The sequence below is a fragment of the Fibrobacter sp. UWB3 genome, from assembly GCF_002210405.1.
GTDB lineage: Bacteria > Fibrobacterota > Fibrobacteria > Fibrobacterales > Fibrobacteraceae > Fibrobacter.
The window spans coordinates 24,825-43,766 of sequence record NZ_MWQJ01000001.1 but is presented as its reverse complement, the minus strand read 5'-3'; the positions used below and the strand labels follow the sequence as shown (position 1 = coordinate 43,766).

Below are 18,942 nucleotides of genomic sequence, written 5' to 3'. Positions count from 1 at the left end.
TTTTTACTACATTTTGCTACAGTGCAGATAACTAAGTTAAAGATTTTTGGTTTTAAATCCTTCGCGCAGAGGACGGAAATTAACTTCCCGACGAAGGGTCTTACGGCTGTCGTTGGGCCGAACGGCTGTGGCAAGTCCAATATTACGGACGCCATCCGCTGGGTGCTTGGCGAACAGAAAGCCGCCGCTTTGCGTATGGGCAAGATGCAAGACGTCATCTTTAGCGGTACCGAAGAACGTGCCGCCATGAGTCTTGCCGAAGTTTCTATTGTCATCGATAATAGCGATGGCACTCTTGCTTCTGATTATTCCGAAGTCATTGTGACGCGCCGCGTGCATCGCGACGGTTCGGGCGAATACCTCATCAATAACCAGGAATGCCGTCTGCGTGATGTTCACGCCTTGCTCTTTGACTCGGGTCTTGGTTCCAGTACGTATTCGCAGATGAACGCCGACATGATCAAGGCTGTTCTTTCGGACAAGGCGGATGACCGCCGAGTGCTCTTTGAAGAAGCCGCCGGTGTGAGCAAGTACAAGCAGCAGCGCAAGGAAACTCGCCGCCAGCTCGAACGCGTGCAGATGGACATGGAACGTGTCGAAGACAATTTGCGCAGTGTGCGCCGTTCTGTCCGTCTCTATGAAACTCAGGCCGAAAAGGTCAATGCTTACAAGAAATTAAATACGCGCCTCCGCGAACTCGATTTGTCGGTCAGTTTGGACAAGTTTGAGGACTATAAGGAAGGTCTCGCCACGCTTGATTCTACGACCAAGCGCATGAATCACGAAGTGGAATCTTCCAAGACGCAGGCGACGGAATTGCAAGCTAAGATTGAAGAAAAGAAGCTTGCAATTAGCGAAGACGAAAATACTTATCGCGATTTGGAACGCAATGTCCAGGCGGCGACGATTGCCTTAAATGACCTGAACAACAACATCATGCGTTTGCGCGATTCCATGGCGGCCCTTGAATCTTCGAACGAAAAGGCTCAGGGCGAAATCGAACGAAGCGAACAGAAGTCGCAGGAACTCTCCGAAGAAAAAGCTCGCCTCGAAGAAGAAATTGCCGTTCTCGGTAGCGAAAACGACATGGACGAGCTGAATGCGCTTTTGGAACGCGAACGAGAAACGCTCCAGGTCATGCGCGACAAGGTCGATGACTTGCGTACGCAGTCCCGTGAACTTTCGAATGCTCGTTTGCAGGCCACAAACCGCGTGAACTCCCTCCGCGGGCGCTTTGAACGCATGGATGCTGAAGTCAACATGCTCCAGTCGAACATCGCGAAGTGGCAGACCGAAATCGAAGGTCTCGACAAGCAAAAGTCCGATGCCGAAGCGAATATCGCCGAAATCCAGGCGGGTATCGAAGACACGAATCGCGAAATTGAAAATCTCGAAGAACAGCGCGCCACGCGCGAAGAACGTTTGGAAACTGAACGTGCCGAACTCACCGAAGCGCAACAGAAATTGCAGGGCTTGAAGAACGAAGAAGCCCGCTTGCAGTCGAGAATCGATGTGCTCCAGAGCGTGATGAACGAAGGCTCGGACGCAAACCGTTACCTCAAGGAAAACAAGTCGAACCTCATTGGCGGTCTTGTTTCGGAACGTATCGAGGCAACACCGGAATACGCATCGAGCGTCGAAGCTGCTCTCGGTGAAATTCTTGATTCTGTAGTCGTGAATGGCGATAGTGCCGTGAACGAAATTGTGGATGCGCTCAAGAGCGAAAACGTGGGCAAGGTGCTCATGTCGCTTGTCTCGAGTGCGGCTCCTGCTTACGACAAGCCGGTGAACAATCCGGGCGTTGTTGGTTCGCTCAAGGATTTTGTGAAGACGGATGACGAAGTTTCTCCGTGGCTCTCGGGAATCCTCTCTCGCTATTTTGTTGTGGACTCTTTGCAGACCGCACTCAATTTGGCGAAGGAATACCGTGGCGAAAACTTGAATTTTGTCACTGCCGATACGATTGTGCGTACAAGCGGCCTTGTGTCGTTTGGCGTTTCGACGTCGGGGGCACTCTCCCGCAAGAACGAAATTGCTGATGCCGAAGCGCTTTTGGAGAAGGTGCTTGGCGATATTTCTGCCGGCGAAGAAAACGTCGACCGTTTGCGTGAATTGACCGAAGAAGATTCGCAGATGCTTTCGTCCTTGGTCGATGAAATCCGCGAAAAGCGCGATTCTCTGCGCGGTGGCGATGCTTCTATCCGCATTCACAGGAATACGGTTGAAAACTGCACGCGTCGCTTGAACCAGTTGAATGGGGAAGTGACGAACGCGCAGAACAGAATTGATGCGGCGGCGCAGTCCAAGAACAGCGATGCGGAACTTGCCGAAGCCGAAAGCGAAGTCGAAAAGGTCGAGGAACGCTACCAGACGATTTCGGACCAGCTCGGCGAAAACGAGACGATGCTCCGCGAAAAAGAAGAAGATGTCCGCGAACTCGAACGCAGTGCGCAAGACAAGACTTCTCGCTTAAAGCAGAACCAGAATCGCGTGGTCGCTATTGCCGACCAGATGGAATTTTTGGACAATACGATTCGCAACCGCCGTGAAGAAATCGAAAAGAACACGGTTTCGATTGAAACGTTCGAGACGGATTGCAACAAGCTCGCTGACGAAGCGCAAGTGAAGGATAATGCGCTCCGTGAACTGGAACGCAACCGCGACCTTGCTCGTGAACGTTATGACCTCGTGAGCGGCGACCTTGAAGGATGGCGCGACGAAGTCAACCGCCTCCGCGATGACATGATTGAAAAGATGAAGGAACTGAATGACGTCGGACGTCGTCAGGAATCCCTCCAGAACAATCTCGACCGCCTCCGCGAACGCATCACGAACGAATGGACTGTCGATTTGGACAATCCTGAAAATGTTGAACGTGTGGAATACACGCAGCCAGAAGCGGATCGTGAGATTCGTGAACTCCGCGGCAAAATCAAGGAACTGGGCCCGATTAACATCAACGTGATGGAAGATTACGAAGACGAAAAGAAGCGCCTCGAAGAAGTCGAAAAACAGTTCGACGACCTCGATCGCGCCCGCGCATCGCTCGACCGCACCATCACAAAGCTTGACGACATTGCCCGCCAGCGCTACCTGGATACGTTTGCACGCATCCAGAAGAACTTCCAGTTCGTGTTCAGTAAGCTCTTCCTCAATGGCGAAACGAAGATGAACCTCGTGGAACGTGTGGACGAAATGGGCAAGCCGATGGACATTCTCGATGCCGACATCGAAATCAACGTCCGCCCGACCGGCAAGAAAATGCGCGGTATCAAGGCGCTTTCCGGTGGTGAACACGCACTTACGGCAACGGCGCTCCTGTTCGCTATTTACATGGAAAAGCCGTCTCCGTACTGCGTGCTGGACGAAGTGGACGGTCCGCTTGATGACGCTAACGTCGGTCGCTTTATGGCGCTCCTCCGTGAATTCAGTAAGCAGACCTTGTTCATCGTCGTGACGCATAACAAGCGTACCATGGCCGAAGCCGATATGCTCTACGGTGTGACGCAGGAAATCAAGGGTATTTCTCGCATCGCTAGCGTGCAGCTTGCCGACGCAACTAAGTTTGCTATATAGACCGCTCGGCTCTATCGCTGATGGAAAAATTCCCTCTTCGCCTCGCTCTCGCCACCACGGCACGTTTGCTCAGTGCCGCTTGTGGCTCACGATGGCTGCTTGATTCTTTGTGTCATCCTGAGCGGAGATGCGTAGCATCGTAGTCGAAGGATCCAGTAAAGTTTTATGTTCCTCTCGTCTTTCGTCTCTCGTCTATCATCTCTAAAAGGTTTCGCTCTCGCGGCGGCGTCCGCCATTTGCTACGGTACGAATCCGCTGGGTGCATTGCATTTGTACGCTCAGAATTATTCGCCTGAAACGGTTCTGTTTTACCGTTTTTTTACGGCGGCGATTCTCCTTTTTGCAGTCGTTCTTGCGAAGGGCTCGCATTTTAAAATCTCGTTTCGCGAGTTCCTTGCGCTTGTCGCGTTCGGATTCCTCTTTGCGGTAAGTTCGCTTACGTACTACGCATCCTTCAAGTACATGGACGCAGGGCTTGCATCCACGCTATTGTTCCTTTATCCGCTTGAAGTCTCGGTGCTTATGGCGTTTTTCTTCAAGGAACGTATAAAGGCTTGGACAATCGCTTCTATCGCGGTCTCGATGGTGGGCGTGGCGCTCTTGTATCGCGGCGGCGATGGCTCGACGCTAAGCTCAGTGGGGTGCCTGTTGGTGTTCTTGTCTTCTATAAGCTATGCGATTTACATGGTGATGGCAAACCGCATCAACCTACAGATGGGCTCCGTGAAGATGACTTTTTACGCCATTTGCTTTTGCTTGTGTTTTTTGTTGCATTATTCAGTGACACTTGGCGCTGGCCTCCCGCCGCTCTTTACGCAGGCCAGTTCGTGGGGTTGGGGCTTTATGCTGGGCCTTGTGCCGACGGTGCTTTCACTTATTTTTATGGTCAAGGCTGTGAAAATTATTGGCTCTACGCCTACGGCAATTCTTGGCGCATTGGAGCCCGTAACCGCTGTAGCGATTGGCGTGACCGTTTTCGGTGAAACGCTAACGACTCGCATTATTGCGGGTATCGCCTTGATTCTCGGTTCTACCATGCTGGTGGCTGTGAAAAAGTAGAATAGTCGCACCGTAGGTGCCAAACTAAAATCTACTGACTAATGACTATTGACTAGTGACCAATTACAAACAACTAAGTTCTATATAATACATTCTGACTTTTTTTGGCGTAGTTTCTCGCATCCACTCCCGTTTTTCGTTCATTTTTGCACTCGTTTTTCTGTAGACATTTTATACTTTTATTTACATGAAAAATTTAGTCCAAACTCTTTTGCTTTCTTCGGTTGCGGCTCTGTTTGCGTCGTGCAATAGCTCAACATCTGGTCCGGAATCATTTCGGGAACCGATAAGTTACACTCCAGATGGCAAATGTACGATTGGATGGTCGGACACTAAAACGCAAGAACAGTTGGACTCGCTGCGTACTTTTTGCGATACCATTTTTGTCCGTAGCGTTGTGGATGTTTATAAGGACACTGTTTATGATGATACCGTAATTACAGACAATAAAAAGTATACCAGCTTTATTTACTTTGACCGGTATACGGAAAAAAACGATACGCTTACTCAACTCACGGCTGAAAAAAGTGGCGATTCAGGTCCGTGCGGCAGTGTACCTGTTTATTGTAATCTAGATTCTTCTGATATGCAAAAGACGTTTAGCTGCAAACAAGCTAGCGTTTGTTATATGTATGATCTTGATGCAAGTTCTGCTAAGACTGTTGTTGTTCGTTTGCCGGATATGCATTATGATTCAACTGTAATAGTAGTGAGTAAGTCTGTGTGCTCTGTACCGGGGTTCCGCTGTGTGCGTGATACTATTTTCCATGATGCTTTCCATACGACATATCGAACCATTGCCCGTGACACAACGTTCCTGAATTATGGTCCAACAGCATGGACGGATTATGTTCCTGCTATCAATGCGCCTGCTTTTGATACGGCTGCGTTCCGCAATGCGTTAGATACGCTAGACACGCAAAAAGAAATTTTTGGAATGGATACGTTGTTCACAGGATATTCTGTTTCAGTGGAAGGATTGCCGGACTGGGCATCGACAAGAAAAAAAGATGTGTGTAAGACGGTTAAGGATTCTGCATCGATTTGCGTTGTTACAATTACGGATGTGCTTCGCCCTTATGGAATAGCATATACTTACCCAACGCCTTATTACCGAAATTCCTTTTATCTGACAAACTATCTTGAATCGCCTTTGGAAAAGGACACTTTGATTACATGGAAATTGAAATACAGTTATTATAATGGACATTCTTTTAAAGGAAATAGTGGCTCCCTGGAAATAACCACGCTGTTTAAGGGAATTTAGATTGTTATATTAGCAGCATGCTAAGTACATGTTCAATTTGCAAAAAGGAATTTAATGACAAGGTGGGGATGTCCCCGATGGAAAGTAACCTTGCCATCCGTTATCGCAATAAAATCGGCAATATTTGCCCCGATTGTCAGGCTGAAATCCGCAAGACTAAGCAGGGGAGGTGGCGCCTTTTCTTCTGGAATATGAAGGTGGCTCTTTATTGCTTGCGATTTTTGGCGCTGTTTGCACTTCCGTTTATTGCGCTCGTTGTTGTTCTTGCGCTTTACGTGCTGTAGCTTCTGTATACTTATGTAACAAAATCCCGCGGAAATCTCAATTTTTGCGGGCGTTTTTTGTATATATTATTTTAAAAGTTTTTCTACCGCAATGTATTTCCCCGCTTGACGGGCATCATGAGGTCTCATGTTCCTAGAAAAAATCAAGTCCCCAGCCGACGTGAAAGTGTTGGACATCAAGAGTCTCGAACAGCTTGCCGCCGAAATGCGCACAGCACTCCTTAAAAAGCTTTCTAAGCGTGGCGGTCACGTGGCGCCGAACCTCGGCTTTGTCGAAGGGACGATTGCGCTCCACTACGTTTTTGATTCTCCGAGGGACAAGATTGTCTATGACGTGAGCCACCAGAGCTACAGCCACAAGATGCTTACGGGCCGCGCCCAGGCGTTCTTGGAAGAATCGCATTACGGCGATGTGACGGGCTATAGCGAACCGACTGAAAGTGAACACGATTTCTTTATGGTGGGGCATACCTCTACGTCGGTGAGCCTTGCGCTTGGCCTTGCGACCGCTCGCGATGTGCTGCGTGAATCTGGCAATGTGATTGCTGTAATTGGTGACGGTTCCTTGAGCGGTGGCGAAGCGTTTGAAGGTCTTGATAATGCGGGCGAATACGCTACGAATTTTATCGTTGTGGTGAACGATAACGAAATGTCCATTGCCGAAAACCACGGCGGGCTTTACAAGTCCCTGGCAGAACTTCGCGCGACTGCGGGCAAGTCCGAAAACAATTACTTCAAGTCTCTTGGCTTTGATTACAAGTATCTTGAACAAGGTAATGATATCGCTTCTCTCATTGAAATTTTCAAGTCTGTGAAAAATTCGACGCGCCCGGTCGTGGTGCATCTGCATACGCAAAAAGGCCGTGGCTATTCCTATGCCGAACAGAACCGCGAAGGCTGGCATTGGGCGGCTCCGTTCAATATCGAAACTGGCGAAATCAACTGGGGCAGTGGCGAAAATTACGGTGAAATTCTAGGCCTTTACCTGATGGCAAAAATCAAGAGTGACCCGAAGGTTGTCGTGATTCATTCGGCTGTTCCGGCGGGAATTGGATTCCATGCGGCTCGCCGTAAGGAGGCTGGCAAGCAGTACATCGATGTGGGTATCGCCGAAGAACATGCGGTGGCGCTCGCTTCCGGGCTTGCAAAGGGTGGCGCTAAGCCGATTTACAGTACGCACGGAACATTCCTCCAGCGCACTTATGACCAGCTTTCGCAGGACTTGTGCGCAAACAACAATCCGGCGACAATTTTGGTGACGATGTCGGGTGCAGACGGCATGAACGACACGACGCACCTCTGCATCTTTGATATCCCGATGCTTTCGAACATCCCGAATTTGGTTTATCTTTGCCCGACATGCGTCGAAGAATTCAAGACGATGGCGGATTGGGCGATTGACCAGACGGAACATCCGGTGGCGATTCGCGTGCCGAACGCTGTACATCACCGCAGCGATATTTTCGAGAAGGATTACTCCAGACTCAACAAGTTTAAGGTCGTGCATCGTGGCGAGCGTGTGGCATTGATTGGTCTTGGCGATTTCTATCAGCGTGCCGCAGCTGTGGCGCTTGAACTGCGTCGCGAAGGCATTGATGCAACGCTTGTGAATCCGCGTTATGCAAGCGGTGTGGATAAGGACTTGCTTTTGGAACTTGCAAAGACTCACGATGTGTTTGTCACGCTCGAAAATGGCGTGATCGAGGGTGGTTTTGGCCAAAAGGTCGCGACCTCTCTTGGCGATACAAGTGCGAAGGTGCTTGTGCGCGGGCTTTCTAAAGAGTTCTATGACAAGGTGAGCTTTGCGGATCTCTGTGAGAAAAATCACTTGAATCCGTCGCAGGTCGCAAAAGACGTGATGCAACTCCTATCGTAATGACCGATCGTCGCTAATTTTAGTATTATGTAGCTATGAAAAAAGTTAAAATAATCGTCATGATTATTCCGCTGGTGCTTTTCTTTATCGCATCGGCGGTTTATGTGTATTTTGCGAATGCCGAAGCGTTGCACGATGTGATGTTGGATAGCACGTCAAAAATTGATGTGGATCCCGATATTATTGAAAAGTCCCTGTCTAAAGTGCAGACGGACATGGAACTCGGCGAGCCTTTTAAAGTTTACCCGATTGAAACGAGCCCCGATAGCGAGGAAGTTTTCCGCTCGACGTTGATTGAGTATCCGTTTGGGAGTTCTCCGCGTGCGGATTCGCAGAATAACGTGAGCTTGCGTGGTATCATCTTGTACGTGCATGGCTACAACGACTATTATTTCCAGAAGGAACTTGCCGAAAAGGCGGACTCTGCGGGCTTTGCATTCTTTGCGATAGATTTGCACTATTGCGGACGCTCGTATGTGGATGGTGACCCGCGTGGTGACATGCGTAATATCAAGGAGTTTTATGCCGAACTGGATGTCGCTGTAGAACTCAGCAAGAAAATTGCAGTGGACGATTACGAAGAGGCGGAACGCGTTCCGTTTGTGATTGTGGCGCATTCCCAGGGTGGTTTGATTTCGTCGCTTTACGTGAATGACCGCAGTGATGAACATTTTGCAGCGCTTGTGCTCAATAGCCCGTTCTTGGATATGAACTTTAATTGGTTCCTGCGTAAAATTGGCCTTCCGATTCTTGCGGATTTGTCCATATTCTTGCCGGATTTTTCTGTCGGTTCTACGGGAAATCCCAACTACGCCTACTCCCTTTTGAAACATGAAAAGGGCGAATGGGAGTACAACGAAAATTTGAAGAGTGAATCGCGCCCGACGCAATATTTAGGCTGGCTCCGTGCCATTATGAATGGTCAAAAGCGAGTTCATTCTAAGCTTGATATTAAGTCTCCGGTGCTTGTGATGCATGGCGATTGCTCTGAAGATGGCGACGAATGGACGGACGATTACATGCATTGTGATGGGGTGCTGAACGTGGATCACATTCAGGAATGGGCTCCAAATTTGGGCGAAAAGGTGACGACGCGTACAATCCCCGACGGTTTGCACGATTTATTCCTTTCTCGCAAGGATGTTCGCGACAAGGCGTATCAGGAAACGTTTAGCTTTATCGATGCCCATGTGAAGAAAGATTAAATGCAACCTCATTCTGAATCCCAAAGATTATTACGTCATTCTGAACCCCAAAGGGGTGAAGAATCCAGTGCATATTTTGTTTGATCTTAAAAAAACAGTTATCTTTTACTTTGTATTTTCAAGGAGTTTTTAAATGAATAAGTTATTGGCTATTTCTTTCTGTGCCATGTTGCTCACAACGGCTTGCAATTCTTCTGAAGAACCGAAGCCGCAGGCTGTTGCAAAAAAGGTCGAGGCTGTCCAGCCGGCCGCAGCTGTTGTTGAACAGAAAGTAGCTCCGATTACGACTGTGGATTGGCAAAAGGCTTTTGAAATGCATAAGGCTGGTGCTGTCCTTATTGACGTGCGTACCCCGGCCGAAGTGGCAAAGGGCATGGCTGCTCCAACTGCAATTAATATTCCGCTTCAGGAAATGCCGCAGCGCTTGAGCGAATTTCCGAAGGATAAGGACTTGTTGATTTACTGCCGCAGTGGCAAGCGCAGCATGGCCGCTTCCAAGTTCCTCGTTGAAAACGGTTACACCCGTGTGTTCAACGTCGAAGGTGGCATCCTCGCTCTCCCGCCGCAGAACTAATTTTTTTGAATGACTCCAGAAATCACAAACTTCATGCAGTTTGCCTTAGAGCAAGCTTTCTTTGCGATTGGCGAAAGCCGCCCGAATCCGGCGGTCGGTGCCGTAGTCGTCAAAGATGGAATTGTCGTGGGGAAGGGGCGCACGCAGCGTCCTGGGAGTGCTCATGCCGAAGTCATGGCATTACGCGATGCGGGTGAACTCGCTCGCGGAGCCTCTATTTTTGTGACTCTGGAACCGTGTTGCCATTATGGTCGCACGCCGCCTTGCACCAAGGCGATTATTGAAGCGGGAATCCAGAAAGTCTATTTCGCACATTCCGACCCGAATCCTGTGGTGCATGGAAAATCCCGCAAGATTCTGGAAGACGCGGGGATTGAAGTTCACGAAGGCGTGGAAGCCTGCATTCTCGCTTGCGTTGAGGATTGCTCGAATGGTGAATCTTGTACGGAATGCCGTGTTTTTGAATTTACGAGCTCGTTGCCGTTGGATAAAGCTTCTCGTGAAGCCGAAGGTCGAGCGGTCTTTGCCGAAGTCGAACGCTATTTTGAAGCGTATGATTATTTTGTACGCACCAAGCGTACCTTTGTCGAAGTCAAGTCTGCTATTTCGCAAGACGGATTTATGGGCAGCGTTGATGCTTCTGACAAGCGTTTGCCGCTAGCAATTACAAAGCAAGGCGCAAACTGTTGGAATCATGAACTCCGTGCGATGAGTGATGCTGTTCTTGTTGGTGCGGGCACGCTCCTTGCCGATAACCCGGGCCTTGACGTGCGTTATGCCGCAGGCAACAATCCTGTGAAAATCGTCTGGGCGGGGCATCACGAATTTACTGCTGATGAAATTTCGCGTTTGAAAATTTTCAGTGCTAGCGATGTTAAGCCAATCGTATTTTCGTGCGTGGCGCAACCGAAATTGCTGAATGTTGCGGAATGCGTTGTACTCCTAAATGATTCCTTTGCTGAAAATTGGCGTGCGATGGTTGATGACTTGTCTGCTCGCGGAATGCACCGATTGATGGTGGAACCGGGAGCACGCCTTGCCTGCGAACTGTTCAACGACGAATCTCGCAATCTCTCGCAAACGCAAAATGCGCAGCCCCTTTGGAATCGCCTTGATCTTTGGCGCTCCACCGATTCTTCTGTTGATATTGCCCTTGAAAATCTCATCGAGTCTGGCGCCGTCAAGGCTGGCCTCGAATACCCTGAATTGCCTGCCAACATCGTCGCCAAAGAATCCGCTGTCATCGGCCCCGATGTCTTGACGGTGTATTATCCGGGATAGTCGAAAACTAATCCGCCTTTTCCCCCTAGTAACTAGTAACTAATAACTAATAACTAACGCCATTTTTTCTACATTTATGCTCGTATGTTTACGGGTATAATTCAAGCAACCGGCGAAATCATTTCCCTCGAAAACAGGGGAGATGCGCTTACCATGCGCATGAAGTCGCCGGGATTCTTCAAAAACAGCAAACTGGGCGACAGCATTGCCAATAACGGCGTGTGTCTCTCCGTTGAAAACTGTACCGATGACGAAGCAACGTTCTGTCTCATGCACCAGACCGTCGTGAATACGTCCTTTAAGCAGGCAAAAGTCGGGGATCTCGTGAATCTCGAGTATCCTTGCCGCGCCGATAGCTTTATGGGCGGTCACTTTGTGATGGGGCATGTGGACTGTACCACCGAAGTCTTGCGCGTCACTCCGCGCGAAACGGGCGTGGAAGTCGATTTGGCTCTGCCAGCTGACTTGCGCCGCTATGTCATCCGTCGTGGATCCATCACCTTGAACGGCATTAGCCTTACGGTGGCCGAAAAAGGGGAGGATTACATCCGCGTTTGCATTATTCCCGAGACCTTAGCCCGCACGAATCTCAGGAACTGGGTGCCTGGCACCGTGGTGAATGTGGAAGTCGATATGCTCGGCAAATATATTGAAAACTATCTAAAGGAACGTGACCTTGCTTAATACGATTGAAGAGGCCATTGAAGATTTCAAGAACGGTAAGTTCTTGGTCGTGGTTGATGACGAAGACCGTGAAAATGAGGGCGATTTCATTATCGCCGCCGAAAAGATTACACCGGAAAAGGTGAACTTCATGCTCCACGAGGGGCGTGGCGTGCTTTGCTGCCCGCTTCCGATTTCTCGCTGCCGCGAATTGAATCTCACGCGTCAGACTGCCGAAAACACTTCTATGCTCGGCACTCCGTTCACCGTCATGGTTGATAAGCTCGAAGGCTGCACCACGGGTGTTTCCGCCCACGACCGTGCAGCGACCATCCAGGCTCTCGCCGATCCGAATTCCAAGCCGAGTGACTTTGGCCGTCCGGGGCACATTTCTCCGCTTTACGCTCAAGAAGAAGGTGTTTTGCGCCGTGCTGGCCACACCGAAGCCGCAGTGGACCTCGCCAAGCTTGCCGGTCTTCGCCCGGCTGCCGCTCTCATCGAAATCATGAACGAAGACGGCACGATGGCTCGTATGCCGCAGCTCCAGGAAGTCGCCAAGAAGTTTGACCTCAAGATTATCTCCATCCGCGACTTGATTGACTACCGCCTGAAAACGGAAAAGCTTGTGCAGCGCGTGGCCGCTCCGCACGTTTCGACCAAGTACGGCGATTTCACGGCTTATGCGTACCGTAGCAAGACCGATGGCGTCGAACATGTGGCCTGGGTTGCCGGTAATCCGGACTTCAGCAAGCCTGTCTATGTGCGCGTCCACAGCGAATGCCTCACGGGCGATATCTTTGGTAGCCTCCGTTGCGATTGCGGAGACCAGCTTGCCGCAGCCATGAAGTTCATTGGTGAACATGGCGGCGTGTTCCTTTACATGCGCGGTCAGGAAGGCCGTGGCATTGGTCTTTGCAATAAGCTCCGCGCTTATGAATTGCAAGAAAAGGGGATGGATACGGTCGAGGCGAACCTCCACCTTGGGTTCAAGTCCGACTTGCGTCAGTACGGTACGGGCGCCCAGATTTTGGCAGACCTCGGCGTGAAGGAAATGCGACTCCTCACGAACAATCCGAGCAAGATTTCTGGTATTTCCGCCTATGGTCTCAAGATCGTGGAACGCGTGCCTATCGAAATCAAGCCCAACAACATCAACCGTTTTTATCTGCGCACCAAGAAAGAAAAGATGGGCCACGAGCTCCATCTCGACAATGCAGATCATGGCGCAGCCGAAGTTTTAGATGAAGGAAAATAAGATGAAAGAATTCAAAAATTCCCTCAATGGTTCTGGTTTGAAGGTCGCGATTGCAGTCGCCCGTTTCAATGAAGTGGTGACTGACCGCCTCCTCGAAGGCGCAGTCCGCGAACTCGAAACGCTCGGCGTCGATAGCGATAATATCGCTGTGGCTCATGTGCCGGGCGCTTTTGAACTGCCGGGCCTCTGCCGCAGATTTGTGGATTCTGGCAAGTACGATGCCGTGATTGCTCTCGGTGCCGTTATCCGTGGCGAAACAGGACACTATGACGTTGTCGTGAACAATTCTACGGGCGGAATCGCTTCGCTCGCTGCCGAAGGCAAGATCCCGGTGATTCTCGGAATCTTGACGACTGACACGGTCGACCAGGCGATGAACCGCGCAGGTCTCAAGGCTGGTAACCTCGGCTGCAATTGGGCAAGAACTGCCGTTGAAATGGTAAATCTTTACAAGCAGATTGGAAAATAATTATGGCACAAGTAAGTTTTAGACCTGCTCGCGTCTTTGCGATGCAGTTGCTTTACGCAATGGAAATTTCTGGCGGTACGGTTGCTGATGCACTCCCGGGCGTTTTGGAAGCCCAGCCACTCCAGGACAACATGAAAAAGTACGGCATGAAGCTTGTCGACTTGGTCCTGGCTCACAAGGCCGAACTCGATTCCGAAATCGAAGCCTGCTCCGCTCATTGGGGAATTGAGCGCATGGCGACTCTCGACAGGATTGTGCTGCGCATCGCGATGGTCGAACTTTTGTATGTTCCTGAAATCCCGATGAAGGTGGTCATCTCTGAAGCTGTTCAGGTGGCTGCCAAGTTCAGCACGGATTCTTCGGGTACATTCGTGAACGGACTCCTCGCTGGGTTCTTGCAGAAGCGTGGCATGGTTGCAAACAATACTAAGAAGGATGCTTAATTTTTATGAAGATTAACGAGAAGTGGCATAAGCACATCTTTGCCGGTATCGCTGGCTTTATTGCATTGATCGTTTACATGATGACGATGGCTCCGACGGTCTCTTTCTGGGACTGCGGTGAATTCGTCGCTTGCGCAAATACGCTTGGCATTCCGCATCCTCCTGGAACGCCGTTCTTCGTGTTCTTTGCCCGTGCGGTCATTCTCCTTTTGCCGTTCGTGGGTGAAATCGCAAAGCGCGTGAACTACATCTCCGTGGTGAGTTCTGCCGCAACGGTCTATGTGACAGCCCTCTTTGCCTGGGAACTTTTGGCAACGGTCCTCAAGACGGACAGCCTTGCCGAAAAGATTTCTGAAAAGATGCGCACGTTTGTGCTCGGCACTGCCGCTCTCGTCGCTGGATTCCTCCTTACGTTCTCCGATACGTTCTGGTTCAACGCGGTCGAAGCCGAAGTCTATGGCGTCGCTATGCTCATCTTGATGCTTGTCTCTTACCTCGGTCTCGTGTGGTACAACAAGCGTGAAGAATCGGGTAGCGATCGCATCCTCATCTTCATTTGCTATATCGCATTCCTCGGCGTGGGCGCTCACCTTTATACGATGCTCACGGTTCCGGCCGTGTTCGTTTTGCTCCTCGTGGCTCAGCCGAAAAAGATTGTCGAACGCATTCCTATCTGGATTACGGGTACGCTCCTTTGCTCCGTGATTTACATGGTCTCTGCTTTCATTGAAATTTCCCTGATTTGCGTTTTCGTTTTGGGCCTTGTCCTTCTGTTTAGCAAAAGGTTCCCGTTCCAGCAGACCGCTGTGGCCGGATTGTCGATCTTGGTTGCTGCCGCTTTGATGATGATTACGGATAGCTGGCCTATTACGATTATTGGTACTTTGATTGTCGCTGGTTTGGGTTATGCAGGCATTAGCCAGAGTGTATTCAAGCCTAGAGAAGCTGGATTTAAGCGTAGCTTCGTTCTTTCCCTTGCTTTTGCATTCTTTGCTTTGGTCGGCTACAGCACGCACCTTTACATCCCGATCCGTTCGGAACTCAACCCGACGATTGATGAAAACGACCCGGAACTCAACATCCGTGACGAACAGGGCAACCTCCAGCTCGGAAACCTCTTCGAATCGAAGAACTGGGATGCCTTCAATGCCTTTATTGAACGTAAGCAGTATGGTTCCGAAAGCATGATTTCCCGTGCTTTCTACCGTCGTTCCCGCTTGGCTCACCAGGTGCTCTCCTTCCCGAGCATGAGCTATGGTGGTTACCAGATGGCCCAGTACTTGCCGTATAAGGTGGGTGGGGTGAACTATGCTAACGGTGTCTATACATTTGACGCTTCTGAAAATGAACCGGTTGAACGCCTTGGCTTTAAGTTCCCGACTCAGATGACGTTCATGGGCGATAATACCTTGATGCAGCTTTTCTTCTTCTTGCTGTTTAATGGCCTTATTATCGCTACTTGCGTGTATGTCTATAAGCGCAATAAGCATGTGGGTGTCTTTGTATCGGCACTTTATGTCCTTTGCTCTCTCGGCCTTCTCTTCTATATCAACTTTGCTGATGGAACCCGCATGGAACAGCGCGACCGCGATTACTGGGTTAGCGCTATGACTCGTAATGTGGCGGACTTGAACAATGCCGGCGCTGGCATTACTGCCCTCCCGGATCCGAATGAACTCATCGATCTCCGTCAGACGATTGACTATTCCAAGCTTGCGATTGAACGTCTTCGCATGCGCAACGCTCCGGCTGCTCGTATCGCTGAATTCGAAAAGAAGGTTAGCGATGCCGAAAATACGGCTGCCTGGAGAAACTGGCAGAAGATTGAAGAAAGCTTTGCCCGTTTTGGCCAGCGTGCTCCGTTCCCGGAAGCCGTTCATATGGAAGTCCGTGAACGTGACTACTTCTACACGCCAGCATTTATTTTCATGAGCATGATTTACGGTATTGGTGCTGGTATTCTTGTGCTGATTGCAGCAACGACCGCAACAACGGCTGCTTTTGCCTCTCCGATTGCTGCCGCACTCGTGCTTGTTTCGCTCCTTGTCCCGAGCATTTCTAACTACAAGGAACATGACCGTTCTGGCCTTTGGGTTCCTTGGGATTACGCATACAACCTCCTCAACAGCTGCCGCCCGAATGCTATTCTTTTCACGAATGGTGATAACGATACGTTCCCGTTGTGGTTTGCTCAGGAAGTTGCTGGTATCCGTAAGGACGTCCGCGTGGTGAACCTCTCCTTGGGCAACACGGACTGGTATATCAAGCAGATGCTTACCAATGAACCGATTCTCAAGCTTTCTTACACCAAGGAAACAATCGATAGCGACATGGTCCTTGACAACGGCAGTGCAAACAACCCGAACCATCTCGTGTCTACGTGGGTTCGCCGCGCTGAAATGCTCAAGCCGAAGCTTTTGGAAAGAATCGACCAGATGCAAGCTAAGGGCTACCTCTCTGACGCTGATTCTGCAAAGCTCCTCCAGTTCAAGGTGAACTACCAGGTGTGGGATGCCTTTACGGATTGGGCTAAGAGAACCCGTTCGAGCATGATGCTCACGCAGCACAAGCTCGTGATTGATCTTGCTCTCCAGAACATGGACCGCCCGATTGAAATTTCGACGACCGTTGGTACGTCTAACTTCATGGGTCTCGAAAAGTACATGGTCCAGGAAGGCATGGTCTATAACCTTGTGAAGGGTGACCTCTCTCCGAAGCAGAATGCCTTTGACGCAGCAAAGACCGCTGCTCTCATCGACAGCGTCTACAAGTTCCGTGGTCTTGGTGACGGTTCTGCATACATCAACTCCGAAACGGAACGCTTGCTCAGCAGCTATGTTTCGCTCTACTTGCAGATCTCGTTCGATGCTCGCGAAAAAATCGCAAAGCTCGTCTCTAAGAAGCCGTTCCGCGCAGCAGACAAGGCTGAAGTCGAAAGAATTGCTACTGACGCCGCCAAGTATCTTGAACTCGGCATTTACCAGTTCCCGAGAGAATGGCGCAATTACTGGGCTGCTTCTTATGTCTACGCATCTGCAGGCATGAAGGAAAAGGCTCTTGATGTCGTGGATCGCGGCCTCAAGAACATTCCGTCTTACGATGCTCCGGGCCAGAGCCGCCTCACGATGAGCCGTCAGCAGATTGAAACGATTACGGACGAAACGCTCAAGGTCGATGAAGAACCTGCAGCAACGCCTGCCGCAGAAACAGCACCTGCAGTAAACTAGTCTTGAGGTATTGTCATGGATTTGAGCTTGGTTATCCCTGTTAAGGAAGAAAGTGAAAATCTTCCTGAGTTGATGAAGGAAATTTGGGCCGCTATTGAGCCGACCGGTATGGAATTCGAGGTCATCATCATTGATGATGGTAGCCGCGACAATACCTGGGAAGTGGTAGAGGGGCTTGCAAAGGAATATGGTGTAAAGCCGAAATCATCGGTGAGCGCCTTCCGTTTCCAGTTCAACTGCGGCAAGGCTGCTGCACTCGCTCTTGGTTTCTCCAAGGCACGCGGCAAGTACGTCGCAACGCTCGATGGCGACTTGCAGGATGACCCGCTCGAAATCCCGAAGATGATCAAGATTCTCGAATCCGGTTACGACCTCGTTTCCGGCTGGAAAATCCGCCGCTTGGATCCGTGGCACAAGACTATGCCTTCCAAGCTTTTCAACTTGACGGTATCGATGGTCTGTGGCAAGCGCTTGCACGATTTCAACTGCGGCATCAAGGCGTACCGCAGCTCCGTGGTGCGCTTTATCCAGCTTTACGGTGACTACCACCGCTTTATCCCGGTCATGGCCAAGTGGCAGGGCTTCCGCATTACTGAAATGCCGGTCGCGCACCGCGCTCGTGTTCATGGAGTCTCGAAGTACGGCGTTTCCCGCTTGGTGAGTGGCTTTTTGGACTTGGTTTCCCTCATGTTCATGCGTAGCTTCTCGTCGAAACCGCTCCATTTCTTTGGTCTGATTGGGCTTGTCTTGATGCTTTTCGGCCTTGGCACGTGCGGTTATTTTGGCTATGAATGGTTTGAGACCGGTGCGATGCATGTTCGTCCGCTCTTGTTGGCTGGCGCCTTCTCGCTCGTCATGAGCGTTCAGTTTTTCTCGCTTGGACTTTTGGGCGAGATGATGAATGGCAATAAAAAACGGACATATCCGGTTTCTGATGTCATTGGCGAACTGTAATTTTGTATAGATTTGTGTTTAGAGAGGTATTTAATGGCGTTTCCTAAGAGTTTGGTGATTGTTCCGACTTACAATGAAAAGGAGAATATTCTCCTTATCATGTCTGCGATTCTGGAACAGAATGAATGTCTAGAAATTTTGGTGGTGGACGATGGCTCCCCGGATGGTACGGGGGATCTCGTGCAGGCCGAAGCGGATAAGAATCCGCGAATCCACTTGATCCGCCGTAAGGGCAAGATGGGTCTTGGCTCTGCCTACGTGATGGGTTTCAAGTGGGCTCTCGAACGCGATTACGAACGCGTTTTTGAAATGGACGCCGACTTTAGCCATAGCCCAACGGACTTGAACCGCTTCTTGGAAACTGCTGAAAATGCCGACCTTGTACTGGGTAGCCGCTACCAGGATCACCGCATCAGCGTAGTGAACTGGGATTTGCGCCGCTTGATTTTGAGCTATGGGGCAAACGTTTACACCCGCATTGTGACGGGCCTCCCGATTAGCGATGCTACAGGTGGTTTCAAGTGCTTCCGCCGTGAAGCTTTGCAGGCTTTGAATCTCGACAAGATGAAGAGTGACGGATACTGCTTCCAGATCGAAACGACCTTTAAGATTTGGAAGAAGGGGCTCCGCGTCAAGGAAATCCCCATCATCTTTACGGACCGCACCCGTGGTACCTCCAAGATGAGTGGCGGAATCATTTCCGAAGCATTCTTCCTCGTGCTCAAGCTTCGTCTCGGACTCGCTTAGTCCTGCATCTCGTCATCCTGAGCGCGTAAGCGTGAAGGATCTAGTTAAGTTTGGAATTGTCT

Annotated in this window: 15 protein-coding genes; all 15 read left to right on the top strand. The window is 50.2% G+C overall.

The window, feature by feature from the left end; translation table 11 throughout:
• The first annotated feature begins 21 nt into the window (after nt 1-21).
• The 15 genes from smc (at nt 22) to B7991_RS00095 (ending at nt 18,880) form a co-directional block, all read left to right on the top strand.
• Nucleotides 22-3,576, top strand: coding sequence for a chromosome segregation protein SMC (gene smc, locus B7991_RS00165; protein ID WP_088629066.1), 3,555 nt, complete (start codon nt 22-24; stop codon nt 3,574-3,576).
• A 165-nt stretch (nt 3,577-3,741) separates the two neighbouring features.
• Nucleotides 3,742-4,635, top strand: a complete 894-nt coding sequence (locus tag B7991_RS00160; RefSeq protein WP_088629065.1) for a DMT family transporter — start codon at nt 3,742-3,744, stop codon at nt 4,633-4,635.
• 187 nt (nt 4,636-4,822) lie between these two features.
• Nucleotides 4,823-5,902 carry a hypothetical protein gene (locus tag B7991_RS00155; protein WP_088629064.1) on the top strand — a complete coding sequence of 360 codons (1,080 nt, stop codon included), beginning with the start codon at nt 4,823-4,825 and terminating at the stop codon, nt 5,900-5,902.
• A 77-nt stretch (nt 5,903-5,979) separates the two neighbouring features.
• Nucleotides 5,980-6,186 carry a hypothetical protein gene (locus B7991_RS00150; protein ID WP_163443332.1) on the top strand — a complete coding sequence of 69 codons (207 nt, stop codon included), beginning with the start codon at nt 5,980-5,982 and terminating at the stop codon, nt 6,184-6,186.
• 127 nt (nt 6,187-6,313) lie between these two features.
• Entirely contained in the window at nt 6,314-8,062 is a 1,749-nt protein-coding gene (locus B7991_RS00145; RefSeq protein ID WP_088629063.1) for a 1-deoxy-D-xylulose-5-phosphate synthase, read from the top strand.
• A gap of 35 nt (nt 8,063-8,097) precedes the next feature.
• Complete coding sequence (locus B7991_RS00140) at nt 8,098-9,267, top strand: alpha/beta hydrolase (RefSeq protein WP_254917779.1); 1,170 nt, start codon at nt 8,098-8,100, stop codon at nt 9,265-9,267.
• Between the two features lie 133 nt (nt 9,268-9,400).
• Nucleotides 9,401-9,841 carry a rhodanese-like domain-containing protein gene (locus B7991_RS15030; protein ID WP_088629062.1) on the top strand — a complete coding sequence of 147 codons (441 nt, stop codon included), beginning with the start codon at nt 9,401-9,403 and terminating at the stop codon, nt 9,839-9,841.
• A 9-nt stretch (nt 9,842-9,850) separates the two neighbouring features.
• Nucleotides 9,851-11,122, top strand: coding sequence for a bifunctional diaminohydroxyphosphoribosylaminopyrimidine deaminase/5-amino-6-(5-phosphoribosylamino)uracil reductase RibD (ribD, locus tag B7991_RS00130; protein WP_088629061.1), 1,272 nt, complete (start codon nt 9,851-9,853; stop codon nt 11,120-11,122).
• A gap of 84 nt (nt 11,123-11,206) precedes the next feature.
• Nucleotides 11,207-11,806 carry a riboflavin synthase gene (locus tag B7991_RS00125; RefSeq protein WP_088629060.1) on the top strand — a complete coding sequence of 200 codons (600 nt, stop codon included), beginning with the start codon at nt 11,207-11,209 and terminating at the stop codon, nt 11,804-11,806.
• Complete coding sequence (locus B7991_RS00120; RefSeq protein WP_014547327.1) at nt 11,793-13,040, top strand: bifunctional 3,4-dihydroxy-2-butanone-4-phosphate synthase/GTP cyclohydrolase II; 1,248 nt, start codon at nt 11,793-11,795, stop codon at nt 13,038-13,040. The genes B7991_RS00125 and B7991_RS00120 overlap by 14 nt, the downstream gene beginning before the upstream one ends.
• 1 nt (nt 13,041) lies before the next feature.
• Complete coding sequence (gene ribH / locus B7991_RS00115) at nt 13,042-13,509, top strand: 6,7-dimethyl-8-ribityllumazine synthase (protein ID WP_088629442.1); 468 nt, start codon at nt 13,042-13,044, stop codon at nt 13,507-13,509.
• Between the two features lie 2 nt (nt 13,510-13,511).
• On the top strand, nt 13,512-13,952 hold the full coding sequence (nusB, locus tag B7991_RS00110; RefSeq protein ID WP_014547329.1) for a transcription antitermination factor NusB: 441 nt from the start codon (nt 13,512-13,514) through the stop codon (nt 13,950-13,952).
• Nucleotides 13,953-13,957: 5 nt separating this feature from the next.
• Complete coding sequence (locus B7991_RS00105; protein WP_088629059.1) at nt 13,958-17,179, top strand: DUF2723 domain-containing protein; 3,222 nt, start codon at nt 13,958-13,960, stop codon at nt 17,177-17,179.
• Between the two features lie 15 nt (nt 17,180-17,194).
• The gene (locus B7991_RS00100) at nt 17,195-18,133 is read left to right on the top strand and encodes a glycosyltransferase family 2 protein (RefSeq protein WP_088629058.1); all 939 of its coding nucleotides are present in this window, start codon (nt 17,195-17,197) and stop codon (nt 18,131-18,133) included.
• 33 nt (nt 18,134-18,166) lie between these two features.
• Nucleotides 18,167-18,880, top strand: coding sequence for a polyprenol monophosphomannose synthase (locus B7991_RS00095; RefSeq protein WP_088629057.1), 714 nt, complete (start codon nt 18,167-18,169; stop codon nt 18,878-18,880).
• Nucleotides 18,881-18,942 lie beyond the last annotated feature (62 nt).

Excerpts from the sequence above, each read along its gene's own strand:
- B7991_RS00160 (WP_088629065.1), top strand. The coding sequence starts at position 3,742 with ATGTTCCTCTCGTCTTTCGTCTCTCGTCTATCATCTCTAAAAGGTTTC.
- B7991_RS00155 (WP_088629064.1), top strand. The coding sequence starts at position 4,823 with ATGAAAAATTTAGTCCAAACTCTTTTGCTTTCTTCGGTTGCGGCTCTG.
- B7991_RS00150 (WP_163443332.1), top strand. The coding sequence starts at position 5,980 with ATGGAAAGTAACCTTGCCATCCGTTATCGCAATAAAATCGGCAATATT.
- B7991_RS00145 (WP_088629063.1), top strand. The coding sequence starts at position 6,314 with ATGTTCCTAGAAAAAATCAAGTCCCCAGCCGACGTGAAAGTGTTGGAC.
- B7991_RS00140 (WP_254917779.1), top strand. The coding sequence starts at position 8,098 with ATGAAAAAAGTTAAAATAATCGTCATGATTATTCCGCTGGTGCTTTTC.
- B7991_RS15030 (WP_088629062.1), top strand. The coding sequence starts at position 9,401 with ATGAATAAGTTATTGGCTATTTCTTTCTGTGCCATGTTGCTCACAACG.
- ribD (WP_088629061.1), top strand. The coding sequence starts at position 9,851 with ATGACTCCAGAAATCACAAACTTCATGCAGTTTGCCTTAGAGCAAGCT.
- B7991_RS00125 (WP_088629060.1), top strand. The coding sequence starts at position 11,207 with ATGTTTACGGGTATAATTCAAGCAACCGGCGAAATCATTTCCCTCGAA.
- ribH (WP_088629442.1), top strand. The coding sequence starts at position 13,042 with ATGAAAGAATTCAAAAATTCCCTCAATGGTTCTGGTTTGAAGGTCGCG.
- nusB (WP_014547329.1), top strand. The coding sequence starts at position 13,512 with ATGGCACAAGTAAGTTTTAGACCTGCTCGCGTCTTTGCGATGCAGTTG.
- B7991_RS00105 (WP_088629059.1), top strand. The coding sequence starts at position 13,958 with ATGAAGATTAACGAGAAGTGGCATAAGCACATCTTTGCCGGTATCGCT.
- B7991_RS00100 (WP_088629058.1), top strand. The coding sequence starts at position 17,195 with ATGGATTTGAGCTTGGTTATCCCTGTTAAGGAAGAAAGTGAAAATCTT.
- B7991_RS00095 (WP_088629057.1), top strand. The coding sequence starts at position 18,167 with ATGGCGTTTCCTAAGAGTTTGGTGATTGTTCCGACTTACAATGAAAAG.